This window comes from Algibacter sp. L1A34, from assembly GCF_009796805.1.
Classification (GTDB): domain Bacteria; phylum Bacteroidota; class Bacteroidia; order Flavobacteriales; family Flavobacteriaceae; genus Algibacter.
This window is the reverse complement of record NZ_CP047029.1, coordinates 2,358,519-2,378,799: the sequence shown is the minus strand read 5'-3', so window position 1 is coordinate 2,378,799 and position 20,281 is coordinate 2,358,519. Positions and strand designations below refer to the sequence as shown.

Genomic DNA, 20,281 nt, shown 5'->3' with positions numbered 1-20,281 from the left:
AACAACTTTTTAATTAAAAAAAATACATTTCGTCGTAAAAAAAACACATTTCACCGATAAAATGCGCGTTTAAGCCTTTTACAGCTATCAAATACTATTTTTCCTAATGGCTTTGTACCAGCGCTCTGGCACTTTATTATTGCATGCATCTTTATAATCTTGGTGCATGCAAGGTAATAACGTATGCCTTTTTAATTTATTATTAACTTCTGATAAAAAAGGTATTTCAATCCACCATCTACCTGTCTTATTACTCTTATAAAACACTAATTCTTCCGACTCAACCAAAGTAATAAATTTTTGGTAAGTATGTTCATCTGAAAAATCATCATCTTTTATTCTATAGTTTACACCTTCAATAAAATACCACAGCATTTGCGACACCAACATTGATGTAATTTCATCATCACTAGATGGCTTATACTCATAAATACCAAAGGAAGACACTTTATTGCTAATCCCGGCGTATCTTGCTATAGCACAAATCTCCTTGCCATCTAAACCGTTTGGCGATACTTTTTGATTTAAACTTACTTCTGAGCTTTTTACAGATCCTAAATCTATACTTACAATGTTAGCATCTCGTAAAACAGGCTCTACTATAGTAATATCGTGTGATATCTGTCCCAATCTATACGATTCAAAATACAAACTATCCATCAAATCTATTTCTTCTTGCGAATTAAAATAAGTTTGATAGCCAATTGTAGAGTAATTAAATAGGTTATAGGGTTGATCTAAAATTATTTTACCTACAAAACTATTGTTTTTAATAGATTTGGTTGAATCGCCTAAATCGAATTTACTATCAACATTTACAATATTTACCATAGGTGCAAAGCTATCGTAAGCCCGGTAATTAGCATAAGTAAGATCTTGAGATCCACCTAAAATTACCGGTATTATATTTTTCTTTATTAAAATATGGATGGCTTCTTTTAAAGCGAAATAGGTATCGTCTACACTTTCTCCTTTTTCAATATCACCCAAATCGGCAACACTAACACTCCAACTTCCTGGAAAAAGGCTATAAAATCCTTTACGTATTTCATCTAAGCAAAATTCTTCTCCAATATAATTAATATCGTTTCTATTTTCTAAAACACCAATAATTGCAATTTGAACCCCTTCTAAATCTGGAATCCCCAACTGCGCAGAGTGAATTTTTATTTTTCGTCCCAAAGCTTGAGCCGAAAGTAACTCATTATGAGCCAATACAAAATCTGAAACAGGAGACAGAAAGTTAAAATTCATTAAAGTATACTATATTATGCTGTTTTGCTTATATACAAATATCAATAAAAAAAGAAAATTAATACTACAAATCTAAAAATTTATATCACAAATAAATACCTAGAAATATCAATTATCTATAAAATTACTTCTTTTTTGCTGTTGTTTTTTTTACTGTTGTTTTTTTCGCAGCAGCCTTTTTAGGTGCTGCCTTTTTTCTTGGTTTTTTCTTCGGGGTTTTGGCTTCAATTAACTTTGCAGCCTCTTCCAATGTCATTTTAGTAACATCAACCGTTTTGGCTAATTCTACTTTAATTTTACCTTTTATTACATTGTGGCGGCCCCAACGTGCCTTCTCCACACGAATACCTTCTTCTTCCCAATTATGAATAACCTTGTCGATTTCTTTTTGAATCTTAACTTCAATAAGCTCTACAATTTCATCATCGGTTAAATTATCCCAATCGTATTTTTTATTCACATTAATAAACAAATTGTTCCATTTAATGTATGGCCCAAAACGTCCTTTACCTTTTTGTACAGGTAAATCTTTATACATGTAAATTGGCGCATCGGCTTTTTGCTTTTCTTTAATTAAAACAATAGCATCATCGAGCTCCACACTTAATGGGTCTGTCCCTTTTGGAAGTGACACATAAGCATCACCAAACTTTACATAAGGTCCAAAACGTCCGTTATTAACAACAACTTCTTCGTCTTCAAAGTTTCCTAAATTTTTAGGAAGTTGAAATAAATCCATCGCCTCCTCGAAGGTTATAGAATTTAATTGTTGATCTGGGCTTAAACTCGCAAATTGAGGTTTCTCTTCATCATCCACCGTTCCTATTTGAACCATTGGTCCAAATTTACCTAAACGCACACTTACTCGTTTACCTGTTTTAGGATCTTCACCTAAAATACGCTCACCAGATTCTCTATCGGCATTTTCTTTTACATCTTCTACAATTGGATGAAAATTAGCATAAAAAGATTTCATCATTTTTTTCCAATCCTCTTTCCCTTCAGCTATTTCATCAAAATCGGCTTCTACTTTTGCTGTAAAACTATAATCTAATATAGACTCAAAGTGATTCACCAAAAAGTCAGTTACAATCATTCCAATATCCGTTGGAACTAACTTCCCTTTATCTGACCCCACTTTCTCTGTTAAAGTCACATCTTTTACATTACCATCTTGAAGTTTTAATTGCGAATAACTTCTTTCTTCTCCCTCTATAGTTCCTTTTTCAACATAATTTCTATTCTGAATGGTAGAAATTGTTGGCGCATAAGTAGACGGACGACCAATACCTAATTCTTCTAACTTTTTAACCAAAGCAGCCTCTGTATATCTAGCTGGGGGACGCGTATAACGTTCCGTCGCGCTAATATAGCTATTAAGCAATGTTTCGTTAGTTTTCATAGCTGGCAACATACCATCTTGCTCATCTAAATCCTCATCATCGGTACCCTCTAAATACACTTTTAAAAATCCGTCGAAAGTAATAACTTCTCCGTTTGCTGTAAAAGTTTCTTTATGTGTTGATGCACTAATTTTAACATTGGTACGCTCTAATTCTGCCTCACTCATTTGTGATGCAATAGAACGTTTCCAAATTAAATCGTATAAACGTGCTTGATCGTAATCAATATCTACAGAATGTACAGCAAAATTGGTTGGACGAATCGCTTCGTGAGCTTCTTGAGCACCTTTGGCTTTTCCTTTATAATTTCTTGACTTACTATACTTATCACCGTAAGCGTTTCTAATTTCTGCCTCTGCTCCTTTTTTAGCTTCGTCAGATAAATTCACACTATCCGTTCTCATATAAGTAATTAAACCTGCTTCGTAAAGGCGTTGAGCCATCGTCATGGTTTTACTTACCGAGAAATATAATTTTCTAGATGCTTCTTGTTGTAATGTTGATGTTGTAAATGGTGCTGCTGGAGATTTTTTCGCTGGTTTCTTTTGTAAATCTGCTACTTTAAAATCTGCCTTAGCATTTTTTTCTAAAAATTTTTGTGCTTCTTCTTTAGTTGAAAAGTTCTTCGGAAGTTTTGCTTTAAAACTTTGTCCATCTTCATTAGAAAATTCTGCATCTATTCTATATGATGCTACAGGACTAAAACCTTGTATATCGCGTTCTTTTTCAACAATTAATCGAACAGAAACTGATTGTACTCTACCAGCAGATAACCCTCCTTTTACTTTTCTCCATAACACTGGAGACAGCTCGTAACCAACAATTCTATCTAATACACGACGTGCTTGTTGTGCATCTACTAAATCGTAATCTATACCACGTGGATTTTCAATCGCTTTTAAAATAGCCGATTTTGTAATTTCGTGAAAAACAATACGTTTTGTTTTGTCTTTATCTAATTTTAACGTCTCGGCTAAATGCCAAGCAATAGCCTCACCCTCGCGATCCTCATCACTAGCTAACCATACCATTTCGGCTTTCTTAGCTAAATCTTTCAGTTTTTTTACAACTGCTTTTTTATCTGTGGAAACTTCGTATTTGGGATCAAAATCACCTTCAACATCAACCCCTAATTCCTTGGAAGGTAAATCGGAGATATGTCCGAAACTAGATTCTACTTTAAAATCCTTTCCTAGAAATTTTTCAATGGTTTTTGCCTTTGCAGGTGACTCTACTATTACTAAATTCTTCGCCATAAATCATTTTTTGAAGCTACAAATGTATATCAAAAAAAGTTTATCTGCCTAATTATACAGATAATCTGTATAATTTTAATACAAAAAACCCCGCTTTTAATAGTAAAAAGCAGGGTTTTATTTTTTTATCCTTCAATGATTTTGAAAATCAACTAATCGATTTCTTACAAAACATTGTAAAAACCAATCGTATTTACATTATTCTACAGAAGTTCCTATTTCTTCAATAGCATTAGTTGTTTCATCAAATCCTACTACTTTTTTATAGATTAAATATATAGGATGCCACAAAAAGGCTTGTAAAAATAATGAACCTAATCCACAAGTAATCATCGATATTACCATAACACAAACGTAACTTACAATAAATAAAGCTATGGTTATTCCCCATTTTTTGGTTCCTATTTTAAAACTCGCTTTAACAATCTCTCCTGTACTAAACTCTGGATTAAAAGCGAAAATTAACATAAAATACGAAACAGGTACCATTGTATATATTAATGGTATGTAACATAATAATGCAGAAGGAATAACAATACCAATAGAAATAAGCATTAACACAAAGGCTTTACTTAAATGTTTACCTTTTATATAATGAAAAAAGTCTGATGTGGAAACAACTTCATTATGATCCATTCTTTTTATAATTCTGAAAAACGACGCTTGCAATGCTAATGATAAAGTTCCTAAAACAAAAACGCCTATAACTACAAACAGAATATAGATTAAAGACATACCTCCTAAAAATGTATTTAGAGCTTCTTGATCATTATAACCACTATCTTGTTGCGCAACCATTAACCCTATTAAAGGAATGTAAAGCACTATTATTAAAGGTAGCATTATTACTATAGTAAAAACTTGAAGCAAGAAACCTTGAACCCAAGTTTTCTTATACAACTCAATAGCTTCACTAAAAATAGAGCCAAAATCGAGCTGTCTTGCATTATTTACTTTTTCTAAGAAACTAGTAATTGTATTCATATTTAAAAATTGGGGTTAAATTAGTTAGGACGCAAAAGTAATTTAATTTCTGAAAACAAAAAATTGTGTTAAAAAAAGTGTGTTTCTAATTCTAATTAATAAAACTATAACATGAATTCTTGATAATTACTTATACTAAAAACCTGATTTATAAATGGTTTATTTAAAGTGAAAAAATCATATTAAACATAGGAATAATGCTTTTAAAATTAAAACTGCCACTTTGTCATAAAATATAAATAATTTGTATCTTTGCACACTTATTGAACAATACCAGTTTCTAGCAAACTATGGAAAAAATTATAGACGAAAACAAACAAGGCGAATCCTTAACTCTGGATAAGAAAGAGGGCAATACACGTAAACTTTTTATTGAAAGCTACGGCTGCTCAATGAATTTTAGTGATAGTGAAATTGTAGCTTCTATCATGAAGGATCAAGGTTTTAACACCACACAAAACCTAGAAGAAGCCGATTTAGTTTTAGTGAACACCTGCTCTATTCGTGATAAAGCTGAACAAACAGTGCGTAAACGATTAGAAAAATATAATGCCGTAAAACGCGATCTTAACCCCAAAATGAAAGTGGGTGTTTTAGGTTGCATGGCCGAACGCTTAAAAACAAAATTTCTTGAAGAAGAAAAAATTGTAGATTTAGTAGTTGGCCCAGATGCATACAAAGATTTACCCAACCTTTTAGCCGAAGTAGACGAAGGGAGAGATGCCATAAACGTAATTCTTTCTAAAGAAGAAACCTATGGTGATATTTCGCCAGTACGTTTAAATACTAATGGTGTAACCGCTTTTGTTTCTATAACACGTGGTTGCGATAATATGTGTACCTTTTGCGTTGTACCTTTTACACGTGGGCGTGAACGAAGTCGCGATCCTCAGAGTATTTTAGAAGAAGTTAACGATTTATGGAGCCGAGGCTACAAAGAAATCACGCTTCTTGGGCAAAACGTAGATAGTTACCTTTGGTATGGCGGCGGACTTAAAAAAGATTTCGTTAAAGCCAGCGATATGGAAAAAGCCACAGCTGTTGGTTTTTCTAAACTATTGGAGCTTTGCGCAAAAGAACAACCAACCATGCGTATTCGTTTTTCAACATCGAACCCGCAAGATTTAACGTTGGATGTGGTTGAAACCATGGCGAAATTCGATAATATTTGTAATCATATTCATTTACCAGTACAAAGCGGAAGCAACCGTATCTTAAAAGAAATGAACAGGTTGCATACGCGTGAAGAATATTTTGAATTAATAGATAACATTCGTCGTATTATTCCAAAGTGTACTATTAGCCACGATATGATTGTAGGTTTCCCTACTGAAACAGAAGAAGATTTTCAAGACACGGTGTCCTTAATGGAATACGTGAAATACAATTTTGGATATATGTTTACCTATTCTGAACGCCCAGGAACTATGGCCGGAAGAAACATGGAAGATAATGTTCCAGAATTAGTAAAAAAACGTCGTCTACAAGATATTGTCGATTTACAACGTATACATAGTGAGATTAGAACTAAAGAGCATATAAACACCATTGTAGAGGTTTTAATTGAAAAAGAATCGAAAAAATCTACAGAACAATGGTCGGGTCGTACCTCGCAAAATGTTGTGTGTGTATTCCCAAAAGATAATTATAAAATTGGCGAATTCGTAAAGGTTAAAGTTATCGACTGTACAAGCGCAACGCTAATTGGTGAAGGCATAGAGTTATCAATGAATAATTAAAAAATTATTATAAATTGAGACTAAGCATTTTTCATTATTCACTTTTAATTTTTAATTAAGAACATGGAATCAGTTCAAGCAATAAAACAACGTTTTGGTATCATTGGTAATACACCAACGCTAAACCGTGCTATAGAAAAAGCCATTCAAGTCGCTCCTACCGATATTTCGGTTTTAGTAACTGGTGAAAGTGGTGTTGGAAAAGAGAGTATTCCTAAAATTATACATCAATTATCACACAGAAAACACAATAAATATATTGCAGTAAACTGTGGTGCTATACCAGAAGGCACTATAGATTCTGAGCTTTTCGGACATGAAAAAGGAGCATTTACCGGAGCAACACAAACTCGTGAAGGTTATTTTGAAGTTGCCGATGGTGGCACCATTTTTTTAGATGAAGTTGGCGAATTACCGCTTACTACACAAGTTAGACTTTTGCGTGTTTTAGAAAACGGCGAATTTTTAAAAGTAGGCTCTAGTAAGGTTCAAAAAACCAATGTCCGTATCGTGGCAGCAACAAACGTTAACCTATTTGAAGCTATCGAAAAAGAAAAATTTCGTGAAGATTTATACTACCGTTTAAGTACTGTAGACATTAACTTACCGCCACTTCGAGAACGTCCAGACGATATTCATTTATTGTTCAGGAAATTTGCCAGCGATTTCGCTTTAAAATACAAGATGCCTACGGTAAAACTTACCGACACAGCTATACAAGTGTTAGTAAAACACCGCTGGAATGGTAACATTCGTCAGTTGCGAAACATTGCTGAACAAGTGTCTGTTTTAGAACAAAACCGTACAATTAGTGCAGACACGCTACGTGGTTATTTACCAACCACAGGATCTAATTTGCCTGCAGTAATTAAAACATCAAAATCTGAAAGTGATTTTAGTAGTGAGCGTGAAATTCTTTATAAAGTTCTTTTTGACATGAAAAGTGACTTAAACGATTTAAAGAAACTCACCATGGAACTCATGAAAAATGGGAATTCTAAAGATGTTGAGAAAAAAAACGAAAGTTTAATTGAAAAAATTTATGGTGAAGAAAATGATGAAGATGTTCTTGATTTTGAAGAAAGCGTAACCAATACGGAATTACTTTCAATACCCGAACATGCCTCAAACAAAGAAGAGCCAGTAAATCCGCAAGATAAATATCACTTTGCCGAAGAAATAGAAGAGGAAGAAACCTTATCTATACACGATAAAGAATTAGAATTAATTAAAAAATCACTAGAACGTCACAGCGGAAAACGTAAATTAGCAGCCACAGAGCTAGGCATTAGCGAACGTACTTTATACCGTAAAATTAAACAATACGATCTTTAAAAGAACGTTAATAAGGAGTACAAGGCATTACAAAATAGGTACGGATTCAAGAAAATAAAATGAAACACGCAAAATATATCATTATCATATTAACTATCGCAACCTTAACGAGCTGTGGTATTTACTCTTTTACAGGAACCTCTATTGCTTCCGATATTAAAACTTACCAAGTAAACCGATTTGAAAACAATGCCCTTTTAGTAGAACCCGGTTTAGAACGTGATTTTAAATTAGCTTTAGAAGATTTAATTCAGAACCAAACCAATTTGAGTCTTGTTCCTTCTAATGGTGATTTGGTTTACGAAGGTGAAATAACTAATTATAGAGTATCACCTACTACAGCAACATCAGAAAATACAGCGGCACAAAACAGATTAACAATAAGTGTGAAACTTAGATTTTTCAACAGAAAAAAAGAAGAAGACGATTTAGAACAAAGTTTCTCTTTTTATTATGATTACGAAGGGACTTCGCTACTTACAGGAGCAACAAAAACAACAGCTCACGAAGAAATTTTTGAGCGTTTAACGCAAGATATTTTTAACGCAACACTCGCGAAATGGTAGCAAGCAACTTTTAGTTGTAGTATAAGTTTTCAGTTAAACATCAATAATTATAAAAACACTTGGCTTAGCCCAATGAATCGAACAGATTTTACATATTTACTACAAAACCCGCATGCCATAACGCATAACCAAACCGAGGCTATAAAATCTATTTTAGATCAATATCCTTATTTTCAGTCGGCACGCGCTATTCATCTTAAAGGATTAAAAGACCAAAGTAGCTTAGAGTATAACCAAGCGCTTAAAACAACTGCTGCTTATACTACAGACCGCAGTATTTTGTTTGATTTTATTACTTCGGAAGATTTTATTCAAAATGAAATTTCAAAATATATCAAAAAAAACAGTTTATCTTTAAATGAGATAGAAGTTGATGTTGAAGATATTAGCATTAATAGAAACATTAAAATTGATGATAATCTAAAGCAACAAATACAAGATACAACGGGTGTTTTAGACCCTTCACTATTTCAGCCTAAAGAGGCACGCCCTAAAAAAGAGACTGTTTCTATTTTAGATAAATCGGAAAACATTGAAACCTCAACCAAGGAGATAACTAAGCCCGAAAAAATTACACCAGAAGATGTTTTGAGTTTAGGAACACCACTTCCTTTTGATAAAAAAGAATCGCATTCCTTTAATGAATGGTTAAAAATTAGCCAATTCAAACCTATTGAAAGAAAGACTGAGGTTGTAAAAAAACCCGCTAAAATAAAAACATTAGCAGTCCTAAAAAAGGAGAAAAAGTTCGATTTAATTGATAAATTCATCATTAAGAACCCAAAAATTAATCCTACAAAGCCACTTTCTCAAAAAGGAAATTTGGCTAAAGCACAAATGATGGAGCCAGAAGCCTTAATGACAGAGACTTTGGCGCGAATTTACGTTGAACAAAAAAATTATTCTAAGGCTATTCAATCTTATAAAATATTAAGCTTGAAATATCCAGAAAAAAGTGGTTTCTTTGCAAACCAAATTGAGGCAGTAAAACAATTACAAGAACAAAATAACAAGAAATAATGAGTACGTTTACAATATTTTTAGCATTAATAGTTGTGGTAGCATTTTTACTAATTGTAGTAATCATGGTGCAAAACCCTAAAGGAGGTGGATTATCTTCTTCTTTTGGAGGTGGTGGAACACAGCAATTAGGAGGTGTAAAAAAGACAACCGACTTTTTAGACAAAAGCACATGGTATTTAGCTACATTTTTGTTAGTATTAATATTAGCATCAAACATAGCAATTAACAGAGGCGATTCTTCTTTAGAATCTAAAGCTTTAGATAGTGATGCACCAAGTGCACAACCTTTAGCTACACCTGCTAACACAGCAACTGATGCTGCTACTATAAAAGATAGCGTGAACTAAGATTCTCAAAACATATTAGATTAAAAATGCCAACTTATATAGTTGGCATTTTTTATTTCTGCAAGTTTGTCAGTCTATTGCTCTTGGCATATTTTTAGCTTATTGCTAAGGGTTAATCATAATTTAATTAATTAAAAATAATATAAAAATGAGCTTAAACATTAAACCATTAGCAGACCGCGTTCTTATTGAGCCAGCTGCCGCTGAAACTAAAACAGCTTCAGGAATTATTATTCCAGATAACGCCAAAGAAAAACCACAAAAAGGAACTGTTGTTGCTGCAGGAAAAGGCACCAAAGATGAGCCTATTACTGTAAAAGTTGGTGACACTGTTTTATATGGTAAATATGCTGGCACAGAACTTAAATTAGAAGGTACAGATTATTTAATTATGCGTGAGAGCGATATTCTTGCAATAATATAATTCTGCTTTTTTTATTTCCGTGAAAACGGAAACCTTATTAAACAAAGACTAAAATAACATTAAATAGATTCCCGCCTTCGTGGGAATGAAAAATAAAATTTTTCAAAATGGCAAAAGATATAAAATTTGATATTGAAGCACGCGACGGTTTAAAACGTGGTGTTGATGCATTAGCAAACGCAGTAAAAGTAACGTTAGGACCAAAAGGACGTAACGTAATTATTAGTAAAAGTTTTGGTGCACCACAAGTAACTAAAGATGGTGTAACTGTAGCTAAAGAAATTGAGCTTGAAAACCCATTAGAAAACATGGGTGCACAAATGGTTAAAGAAGTAGCCTCTAAAACCAACGATTTAGCTGGTGATGGTACTACAACAGCAACTGTATTAGCTCAAGCAATAGTAAAAGAAGGTTTAAAAAACGTTGCTGCGGGTGCAAACCCAATGGATTTAAAACGTGGTATTGACAAAGCTGTCGAAGCTATTGTTGCTGATCTTGAAAAGCAAGCTAAAAAAGTAGGTAATTCATCTGAAATGATTAAGCAAGTTGCTTCTATTTCTGCAAATAACGATGATACAATTGGTGAATTAATCGCTACTGCTTTCGGAAAAGTTGGTAAAGAAGGTGTTATTACTGTTGAGGAAGCTAAAGGCATGGAAACTTATGTGGACGTGGTTGAAGGTATGCAATTCGATAGAGGATATCTTTCTCCTTACTTTGTAACGGATGCTGATAAAATGATTGCCGATTTAGAAAATCCATATATTTTATTATTTGATAAAAAGATTTCTAACTTAAACGAAATTCTTCCAATTTTAGAGCCCGTTGCTCAATCTGGTCGTCCATTATTAATTATTGCTGAAGATGTTGACGGACAAGCATTAGCTACTTTAGTTGTAAACAAATTACGTGGTGGTTTAAAAATTGCCGCTGTTAAGGCTCCTGGTTTTGGTGACCGTCGTAAAGCAATGTTAGAAGATATTGCTACCTTAACTGGTGGAACTGTAATTTCTGAAGAAAGAGGTTTCACTTTAGAGAATGCCGATTTAAGTATGCTTGGTACTGCAGAAACAGTAACAGTTGATAAAGATAACACTACAATCGTTAATGGTTCTGGTGATGCTGAATCGATTAAAGCTAGAGTAAATCAAATTAAATCTCAAATTGAAACTACAACTTCAGATTACGATAAAGAAAAACTACAAGAACGTTTAGCTAAATTAGCTGGAGGTGTTGCTGTACTTTATGTTGGTGCTGCAAGTGAAGTTGAAATGAAAGAGAAAAAAGATCGTGTTGATGATGCATTACACGCAACTAGAGCAGCCGTAGAAGAAGGTATCGTTGCTGGTGGTGGTGTTGCGTTAGTAAGAGCTAAATCTGTTTTAGAGAAGCTTACAACCGAAAATCTAGATGAAACAACTGGTGTTCAAATTGTAGCACGTGCTATTGAAGCACCTTTACGTACTATCGTTGAAAACGCAGGTGGTGAAGGAAGTGTTGTAATTGCTAAAGTATTAGAAGGTAAAAAAGACTTTGGTTTCGATGCTAAAACGGATAAATACGTTGATATGCTTAAAGCTGGTATTATCGATCCTAAAAAAGTAACGCGTGTAGCATTAGAAAATGCAGCATCTGTTGCAGGAATGATTTTAACTACAGAGTGTGCTTTAATTGATATTAAAGAAGATGCTCCTGCTATGCCTATGGGTGGTGGCGGTATGCCAGGCATGATGTAATCATCATACCAAACTATATTAAAAACGCTTCTTCCAAAAATTTTGGAAGAAGCGTTTTTTTATGATTAAAATTTAGCTTTATTTTCAAACTAAAAATGAGCCTCTCGTTATTCTTCATCTAAAACAAATTCTGATTAAAACAAAAACTCCAAGCATAACACTTGGAGTTTTTTCCTTTTAAAAAATAACAATAATATTAAACAAATATTATAATCTTTCCATTCGTTATTCCGATACAAAATTATCAGGAATAGTATAAGGTAAATACCAGTTATCTGGGTTAAGTAATTTTGCACGAATGGCTTCTCCTGTGCCAGCATCTCCAGCAGTAATAAACTTATCGGCAATGGCATCGGCTAAGATACTTGCGTCTGAGTCTCTACGAGCATAGCGCATTAAATCTTCCCAACGGTTACCTTCAAAAGCTAACTCTAAAGCTGCTTCATTAAGAATTAATGCACCAACTTCATCCATAGCTGTAGTTATGTTAGACATATCTATATCTAAACCTACAGGCGCTAAACTTGCACGACCACGAACTCCTAAATTACCGATTATTGGTTCATTGTCATCAAAAAGATAATACCATTCATCGAAATTTAAAAACTCTTCTTCATTGAAAAATATTGGAGCATCAATAGGGTCTACATTCGGGTTATTAAATATCCCATTTATTACAACTAAAGCTTGCTCTGGGTAACCAGCGTAATTAATAGCCTCTGCATAACGTAAATATATTTTTGCAACTCTATTCCAAGTAAAATACTCATATTGGTATTTTAAAATTAAAGGCTCTACATCTTCAATTGTTGCAGACACCGCCGCTCTTTCATCTAGGTTGTCTACAACAGGAAGCCCCTCATATCCCATAGACTGAGAATTCCAATTCGCAATAATTGATGTTGATGCTTGCATTTGTGCTGTAATAACCTCAAAACTGCTATTTGGTTGTCTATACTGTTCACTAAAAGCTACATAATCAATAACAGCAGTAGAACGAGGACTTTCTCCAAAAATATCTGCCCATCCATCGGGATTGTAAGTATATTTTCCATTATTTTCAGTAACACTTATTCTATTAGTGCTTAAAGTACTAAATTCATCTAAAAACAGCTTATAATTTGTTGCTGCTAATTCGTAATTACCTTTCCATAGATACAAATCTCCTAAAAGAATATGTTGATCTGGAATCATTTTATAAACACTAAACCCTTCAGAACCTGCATAATCAGTAACATTATCAACACCTTCTACTTCGGCTAAGTTTCTAATTAATTGATCTAAAGCTTCATCAATACTTAATAAAGGATAAGTATCATCCAATTCATCACTTGTTTTAATTGGAACGGTAATATATGGTAACTTTCCATAATTAATAAGAATTTGCATTTGTGCCCAAGTTCTAATCCTTAAAATCCCGGCGTAATCATCTAATAAATCGCCTTCAAAAGCCTCTTTATCAATGCCTTCTAAGGCAAAGTTACAGTTGTTAATAATAGAGAATATTGTTGTTAAATCCGCATAGCTATTATCGGCACTAATAGCATGATTATTAATTTCTCTAAGCTCATCATTTGTACTGGCGTTAACATTGGTTAAATCGCCACGTAACTCTCCCAATACAACATATTGCCCAGCAACATCTTGTAATTGCGAAAGCACTCCAAATAATGCAGATCTTGTTTCTATCTTACTAGCTCCTAAATAATCTTCGGTAAGCAATACTTCTTCTGGGTCCACATCCAATAAATCATCGCAAGAAGTAAAAAGCGTTAATCCTAAAATGATGCTAAACGTAATGTTTCTATATTGTTTCATTTATATATGTTTTTTATTTTGAATCTTTTATATCAAAAATTATAGCCCTACTCTAAGACCTATTAATACTGAAGTGTATTGAGGTGTAAAACCGGCATCGATACCTTGTAAATAACTTGTTTGAGATGAGCTTACTTCTGGATCGAACCCTAAGTAATCAGTAATAGTAAATAAGTTATTTGCAGTAATAGAAAGCGTGGCATTAAAAAAGTCTGGACTATAAGATACTGACAAAGTTTTTAGACGAATGTATGACCCATCTTCTATCCAACGGTCTGAAAATCTAGAGTTTCCCATAGCATCACCGTAAACTGCACGAGGAATATCTGTATCTTGATTTGCCACTGCCCAACGGTTTGCAACCGCTGTACTTTGGTTTGCTAAACCAGACATAGATTCTGTTTGCCAGCGCTGTGCATTATACACATCGTTTCCTTGGCTGAAAGAAAATATAGCTGATAATGATACATTTTTATAAGTAAATGTATTGTAAACCATCCCCGTAAAATCTGGATTTGGATTACCAATAACCACACGGTCATCTTCATTAATTACGTTATCAGAAGCATCAGAATTCACAAAACGAACATCACCTGCAACAAATGATTGCTCAAATCCAGCAAAATCAGTCCAGTTTAAACCATCAGCAGAAGCTTCGGCAGCATTGTTATAAATTCCATTTGTTTTATAACCATAAAACAAGCCTAATGCGCTACCTTCTTTATTGATAATAGTAGCATTAACACCATCTATATCAAGAATTTGTTGGTCGCCTGGCAGAGACACTATTTCATTTTTGTATTGTGAAATATTTCCACCAACATCCCAACTAAAGTTTTCCGTATTAACAACACGGGCATTTACAGATAATTCGAAACCGTTATTTTTAAGTTTCCCTTCATTTGACAAAAAGCCTTCACTTCCGTAAACTTGATTTATTTCATTCATATTTAATAAACCAGAGGTTCTATTATCAAAATAGTCAAGATTTAAAGATAATCGTTCGTTGAGTAAACCAACATCTAACCCAAAATTAGCTTTTGCTGTTTCTTCCCAACCAATAGAACTTTTTGCTATGTTACCGTTAACAAGCCCTGTTCCTTCTAAAAATCGAGTAGATACAAAATAAGATTCTGCATTATAATTTCCAATACCATCATTACCTGTTAAACCATAACTAACTCTAAGTTTTAATTTATCTATTACTTTATTATTAGCCATAAAATTTTCTGAAGAAATTAACCACCCCAAACCTAAAGCTGGAAAAATCCCAGTAGATTTATCATCACCAAAACGCGATGAGCTATCTAAAGCTAAATTATAACTAACAAAATATTTATTCAAAAATGAATAATCTCCATTAGCATAAATAGAAGCATATTTCCAGTTACCAATATTACCAGAAGTAACAAAAGTATCTCTGTTACCATTATTTAAAGATGTAAATTGATCATCTCCAGAATTCCCACTAATAGAATAAGAGTTTTCATAATTATTTTGGTTATAGCGTACTCCAAGATTTAATGAAAAATCGTGCTTATTATCTACATTTAATACATAGTTTAATCGTGTATCATTATAAACAGAAAATAAACTTTCTACACTTACTTTTGATGTACGGTAAAAAGCATCACCATACTCGTTAAATTCTTCAGATAATCCTAAATCTGGTAAAAACACATTCTGTCTGTTTTTAATATAATTTACACCTGATAAAGATTTCAAGGTTAATTTATCTGAAATTTTATAACCAAAATTTAATTGACCATAAAGGTTATAATCTTTAGCAACAAATGTAGCAACATCTGTAATAACTACAGGGTTACTAAATCCGCCAATATTATCGACATCTTGATATACATCTGTAACAACACCGTCGGCATTTTCTGTATAAGGAGCCAAGAATGGTGACTTATTTAAAGCTGAAGATATAGGAGATGTGCTTAACAAGCCATCATCATATAAACTTCTATCTGTATAACTTACACTTAGATTTGTAGATAACGATAATCGATCTGTTATGCTTGTATCTGCATTAAAACGTGTAGTAAAACGACTAAATTCTGAATTAGAAATTACACCTCCATTAGTCGTGTATCCAATAGATAATCCGTATTTCGCAATTTCATCACCTCCAGTTACTTTTAAATAGTATTCATTAACATAGTTGTCATCAAACACTTCTTTTTGCCAATCGGTAGAATTATGATATTTTTCGTAATCTTGAAACGAAGGACTTTCATTAAAATATGGTAAACCACTAATTTCGCTATTGGTATAAAGCCCAGAACTATTTAATTGATTTGATAAATAGTTTTTATATTGACTAGCATTCATCATTCTAATATTATCTGGCGCCGAATTTAAACCTGCCGATGCATAGAAATCAATTTTGGTTGTAACATCATCCGTTTTGTTAGTTTCAATAAGTATTACACCGTTTGCAGCTCTAGACCCATAAATAGAAACAGCATCTTTAATCACTGTAATATTTGCAATATCTTTAGGGTTTATATCAGACAAAGGATCATAACTATACCCATTAATAATAGAGTTGTTATTAAAGGTATTAGTTTCTATCATCATCCCATCAATAACTATTAAAGGTTGTGTAGAACTATTTAATGTGTTGTATCCTCTAATAAAGTTATTAGAACCAATTCCAGGAATCCCAGAACGCATGATACTTCTCATACCACTTACTTCGTTTCCTGAAAGCATATTTGCCGCAGACTCACGTGAGGTTGCTAAATTACCTTCTCTAACTGAAACAGCACTTACTACAGACGAGTTACTTTGATCTCCAAGCGGAGAATGAATGGTACTATAATACGTATTGAAATCTTTATTATTAATTTCAATTTCAACTTTAGATCGTCCTTTTAGCGCCACTTCTTTGTTTTGAAACTCTTGACTACTTAATACAAGTGTAGCTCTTCCATCTGGTACTTTTATTGAGAATGCTCCTTTTTCGTCTGTTATTACAGAAGAAAACTTGCCTACCCGCACATTAACGCCCACCAAAGGTTCTTTATTAATGGCGTTAACGACTGTTCCCGTAACTATTTTATTCGATTTTTCCTGTCCTTGCAATGCAAAAGTAATTCCGAAAAATAGAATGAAAAGCAGGGAATATGTATTTTTTATTTTCATCATAATCTGATAATTCATGTTTATTTTTTAGTTAAAATACTTATTCTACTGGCGTTAATTCTACGTAATCAAGTCCAAACTTACGCTCGTACAATATAAGTTCTGGTTCACTAACGTCTATTATAATTTTCAGTTTAACAGTATATTCATTATCAATTTCCTCGTTTATATACACAGGAATATCATAAGTATCTCCAATAGGAACAATACCTTCTTCAAGATTGCTTATTACCATAGAATCAATGTTATTTACTACCGTATTTCCACTAGCATCTACATAACTAAATTCAAATTTCAACTGTGTATCTTGAGCTGCTCCAATAGCAGAAAATTTCAAGTTAATATTATAACTTGCAGATAATACATTACTAAAAGCAACTTCAAAATAGTCGTTACCATTTTCTGGATTCGCTAATAAACTAACAATATTAGTAAACTTACCCGATGCCACATCTTGATACTTTTGTACCACTGAAAAATCGGTTAATGAGCCTATCTCTCTTCTTTTATTATTTTCCACCTCGTAACGTATAGGCTTGTACATCACATTTTTCGCATCGTAATTCAAAGTATTTACAACAAATACATTTCCATTACTTAATGATTCAACACTTGTTCCTGTTCCATCTAGCAACACACTATTTCCAACAGTATTTTCTATTAATGAACCATTTAAGTCTTCTAAATCTAAAACAGGAAATGTTAAATTACTGAATATTGTTCTGTCAGTATTACTTTTTACAGAGTCTTCAACAGGGTATTGATAATACTCTTTAAAGGTGTCATAAATCCCTGCATAAGCATCATCAGTTAAACCTATAAAAGTGAAACGATCATCTTCAGAGCTTAGATCTCCAATAGTTTTAAATTGCGTATTCGAAGAGCTAAAGATAGAATCGTAAACCGTTTGTCCTAATGAATTTGTTCCCGTTTTAACACTTTTTGCTTCATCGAAAAGTGTTTCATTATACTGAGAAAAATAATCCATTAACGTAGGGAACTCAGCTTCATTATCGTTAAGGAATCCCCAAATATTAGGTTTTACACTTAAAACACTAGATAATTTATGAAGAATTCCGTTAGATGTTAATATATCTTTTTCCAATAGATCTACATCACCAAAAGTAACCTGTCCATCTATATTAGAAAACTCAATAGACTTATCGTTAAGCATTTTAACAAATAGAGGGCTTTCATTTATAGTTGAACCGTAAGAAAACCTAGAAATATGGTTTCCTATTAATTCGGTTAACGCATCCGGATCGTTTAATACATCGCTAGATACTAATGCAAGCGCCTCATTGTTTGGTGCCCAAACCGTAAAGGCTTGCGATGAGCTAAGCAATTCTTCAAAACCTGCTTGCTTAACGAGTTCTACAAAGGTTGAATAGTTAGTATCACTAGATAATGTTTCTAAAATACTAGATTCTAAACCTTTATCTTCCTGTCCATAATGCTCGTCCATGGCATCATCTTTACAGCTAAAAGCTACAAGGATAACTAGAACGGCACATATACGGCCAAAGTTAATTATGAAATTATGTTTATTATTCATTTAAAAATTCTTTAATTATTATTTTTATTAGTCCACTGGTACAAACTCAACATAATCAATAGGTACACCTCCTGATCTTATCGTTTCTAAACGAATAACATGAGATTGTTGTACAGGACAAAGCAAATCGCTAGTCACAATAAATCTACCCCATCCAGAAGAATCATAAGCAGAAACACCATATCTATCAATATTTTCCTTAAGGCCTCTAACATAGCCACCTTGTCTTAAAGTAAGCGAATCTACATCTGCCCAATTGCTACCAAATATATCTTTAAGGCTATCTCTCATATCCCATTGTTTACCAATAGGTTCGTTATCCCAATATATTTGAAATACTGGTCTACCATTGTTACCTTGATTTCCAGACACTCTAACTTCATATTTCCCTTTTGGAAGTACTGGTGTATCAAATTCAACCCATGTAAACGCAGCTGAATTCCAAACTGTAAAGTTTTCTGTTGGAGTTTTACTTGAAGCCAGTATTCTAACTTTAATTGCTGGAAAAGTACGTGGATTAGTATACGGGCCTCTATCTTCATCTGGACCATACCATTTACCATTACTTAATTTACCTATAGATGGAGTAAGAGTAAAATCCATAAGTTGATATTTTGCTTTTGGGATAAATATAGTTAGCAATTTATCAACCGTGTGGTACACACCATTTTTTGCAGGTAAATTACTTTCTGCTGCAATCAAAGAAGTCCAGGTTTCTACATCACCACCTGTTTCCGATTCATTAATTTTAAGTTCTTTATCTGTTTTAAAAGACTTTAAAGCATTATTAGGTAAAATAGTACTAAGAAACGCATCATCAGGAAAATCTGATGAATAATAGAAATCATTAGTAGCATGGTACGCCATAAATCGATTTAACGCATTATTTTCATCTGTATAATCTGAATCATCTGGAGAAATAACACTTGCTAAATCTGCAAAAGAATTAATGTTGTTCTCAGCATATATTATGTCAGATTCGGCTAAAATGGTAAAATTTATTCTAATTCCATCGTCATTATAAATTTTTGAAAACTCATCATAATACCCTGTTTGTTTTAAAGCTTCAATAAAAATGGTATACTTACCTGTATCTTCCATAATTTTTGGAACAGCTTCTACGAAAGGTGGTAAAACAGCGTCTATACCATGTATTACACCGTTATTAGCTTCAATATCATATTGAACTAGTCTAGCCTCTCGGTTTATAGTTACATTAGAAATACCACCGCCATCTACAAAAGACGTTGTTAAATAATCACCAGAATAAGTTAATTCATCAATACGTCCTTCAACAAATCCATTAGTTCTGCGTCTTGATGGTAAAGTATGAAATTTTACAAGCGTTTTTAAAAATTCTTGTTGGTCTTCAGTAGTTAACTCATCAACCGTAGTCGCATTCCATTTTTCTTGTATATAAGCTTTAACAGCCGTATTTGTTGGTACAAAACAGGTATAATCACCATAACTTTTAAATGCGTTATAGTATTCTGTTTTTTTAAGAAACTCAACATACATAGAAAATAACTCTGGATTATCGTCTAATACTTCTATAATTGTCATTTCGTCTGTTTCACCATCCGTGGTAAAAAACGTTGTTCCATCTAAATTATCCTCACAGCTGTTTATAAGCAGCATACATAAGCAAAGACCTCCAAGCCAAGTAATTAATTTATTATTTTTCATAA

General features: G+C 33.0%; 14 protein-coding genes. 7 read left to right on the top strand and 7 right to left on the bottom strand.

Annotated elements, in window-relative coordinates; all coding sequences use genetic code 11:
• Positions 1 to 87: 87 nt before the first annotated feature.
• From GQR97_RS10190 to GQR97_RS10180, 3 genes are all read right to left on the bottom strand, one after another.
• On the bottom strand, positions 88 to 1,254 hold the full coding sequence (locus tag GQR97_RS10190; RefSeq protein ID WP_158848026.1) for a formimidoylglutamase: 1,167 nt from the start codon (positions 1,252 to 1,254) through the stop codon (positions 88 to 90).
• A 124-nt stretch (positions 1,255 to 1,378) separates the two neighbouring features.
• A complete protein-coding gene (gene topA / locus GQR97_RS10185; protein ID WP_158848024.1) occupies positions 1,379 to 3,913 on the bottom strand; it encodes a type I DNA topoisomerase in 2,535 nt (844 codons plus the stop codon).
• 198 nt (positions 3,914 to 4,111) lie between these two features.
• The gene (locus GQR97_RS10180; protein ID WP_158848022.1) at positions 4,112 to 4,897 is read right to left on the bottom strand and encodes a hypothetical protein; all 786 of its coding nucleotides are present in this window, start codon (positions 4,895 to 4,897) and stop codon (positions 4,112 to 4,114) included.
• 290 nt (positions 4,898 to 5,187) lie between these two features.
• On the opposite strand from GQR97_RS10180, the gene miaB reads away from it, so the two are divergent.
• From miaB to groL, 7 genes are all read left to right on the top strand, one after another.
• Positions 5,188 to 6,636, top strand: coding sequence for a tRNA (N6-isopentenyl adenosine(37)-C2)-methylthiotransferase MiaB (miaB, locus tag GQR97_RS10175; protein ID WP_158848021.1), 1,449 nt, complete (start codon positions 5,188 to 5,190; stop codon positions 6,634 to 6,636).
• Positions 6,637 to 6,699: 63 nt separating this feature from the next.
• On the top strand, positions 6,700 to 7,971 hold the full coding sequence (locus tag GQR97_RS10170; RefSeq protein WP_158848019.1) for a sigma-54 interaction domain-containing protein: 1,272 nt from the start codon (positions 6,700 to 6,702) through the stop codon (positions 7,969 to 7,971).
• 59 nt (positions 7,972 to 8,030) lie between these two features.
• A complete protein-coding gene (locus GQR97_RS10165; protein WP_158848017.1) occupies positions 8,031 to 8,537 on the top strand; it encodes an LptE family protein in 507 nt (168 codons plus the stop codon).
• Positions 8,538 to 8,609: 72 nt separating this feature from the next.
• Positions 8,610 to 9,557, top strand: coding sequence for a hypothetical protein (locus tag GQR97_RS10160; protein ID WP_158848015.1), 948 nt, complete (start codon positions 8,610 to 8,612; stop codon positions 9,555 to 9,557).
• On the top strand, positions 9,557 to 9,907 hold the full coding sequence (gene secG / locus GQR97_RS10155) for a preprotein translocase subunit SecG (protein ID WP_158848013.1): 351 nt from the start codon (positions 9,557 to 9,559) through the stop codon (positions 9,905 to 9,907). Before GQR97_RS10160 ends, secG begins: the two co-directional genes overlap by 1 nt.
• A 148-nt stretch (positions 9,908 to 10,055) precedes the next feature.
• A complete protein-coding gene (gene groES / locus GQR97_RS10150) occupies positions 10,056 to 10,331 on the top strand; it encodes a co-chaperone GroES (protein ID WP_042498021.1) in 276 nt (91 codons plus the stop codon).
• 107 nt (positions 10,332 to 10,438) lie between these two features.
• On the top strand, positions 10,439 to 12,067 hold the full coding sequence (gene groL, locus GQR97_RS10145) for a chaperonin GroEL (protein ID WP_158848011.1): 1,629 nt from the start codon (positions 10,439 to 10,441) through the stop codon (positions 12,065 to 12,067).
• A gap of 225 nt (positions 12,068 to 12,292) precedes the next feature.
• Here the strand turns inward: groL and GQR97_RS10140 are convergent, their stop codons facing one another.
• The 4 genes from GQR97_RS10140 to GQR97_RS10125 are packed head-to-tail and all read right to left on the bottom strand — an operon-like array spanning position 12,293 to position 20,279.
• On the bottom strand, positions 12,293 to 13,885 hold the full coding sequence (locus GQR97_RS10140; protein ID WP_158848009.1) for a RagB/SusD family nutrient uptake outer membrane protein: 1,593 nt from the start codon (positions 13,883 to 13,885) through the stop codon (positions 12,293 to 12,295).
• A 39-nt stretch (positions 13,886 to 13,924) separates the two neighbouring features.
• Positions 13,925 to 17,041 (bottom strand): SusC/RagA family TonB-linked outer membrane protein, encoded by a 3,117-nt coding sequence (locus tag GQR97_RS10135; protein WP_158848007.1) that lies wholly within the window; start codon positions 17,039 to 17,041, stop codon positions 13,925 to 13,927.
• Positions 17,042 to 17,078: 37 nt separating this feature from the next.
• Positions 17,079 to 18,593: a fasciclin domain-containing protein gene (locus GQR97_RS10130; protein WP_158848005.1), complete on the bottom strand. Its 1,515-nt coding sequence runs from the start codon at positions 18,591 to 18,593 to the stop codon at positions 17,079 to 17,081.
• Positions 18,594 to 18,620: 27 nt separating this feature from the next.
• Positions 18,621 to 20,279 (bottom strand): fasciclin domain-containing protein, encoded by a 1,659-nt coding sequence (locus GQR97_RS10125; protein WP_158848003.1) that lies wholly within the window; start codon positions 20,277 to 20,279, stop codon positions 18,621 to 18,623.
• Positions 20,280 to 20,281 lie beyond the last annotated feature (2 nt).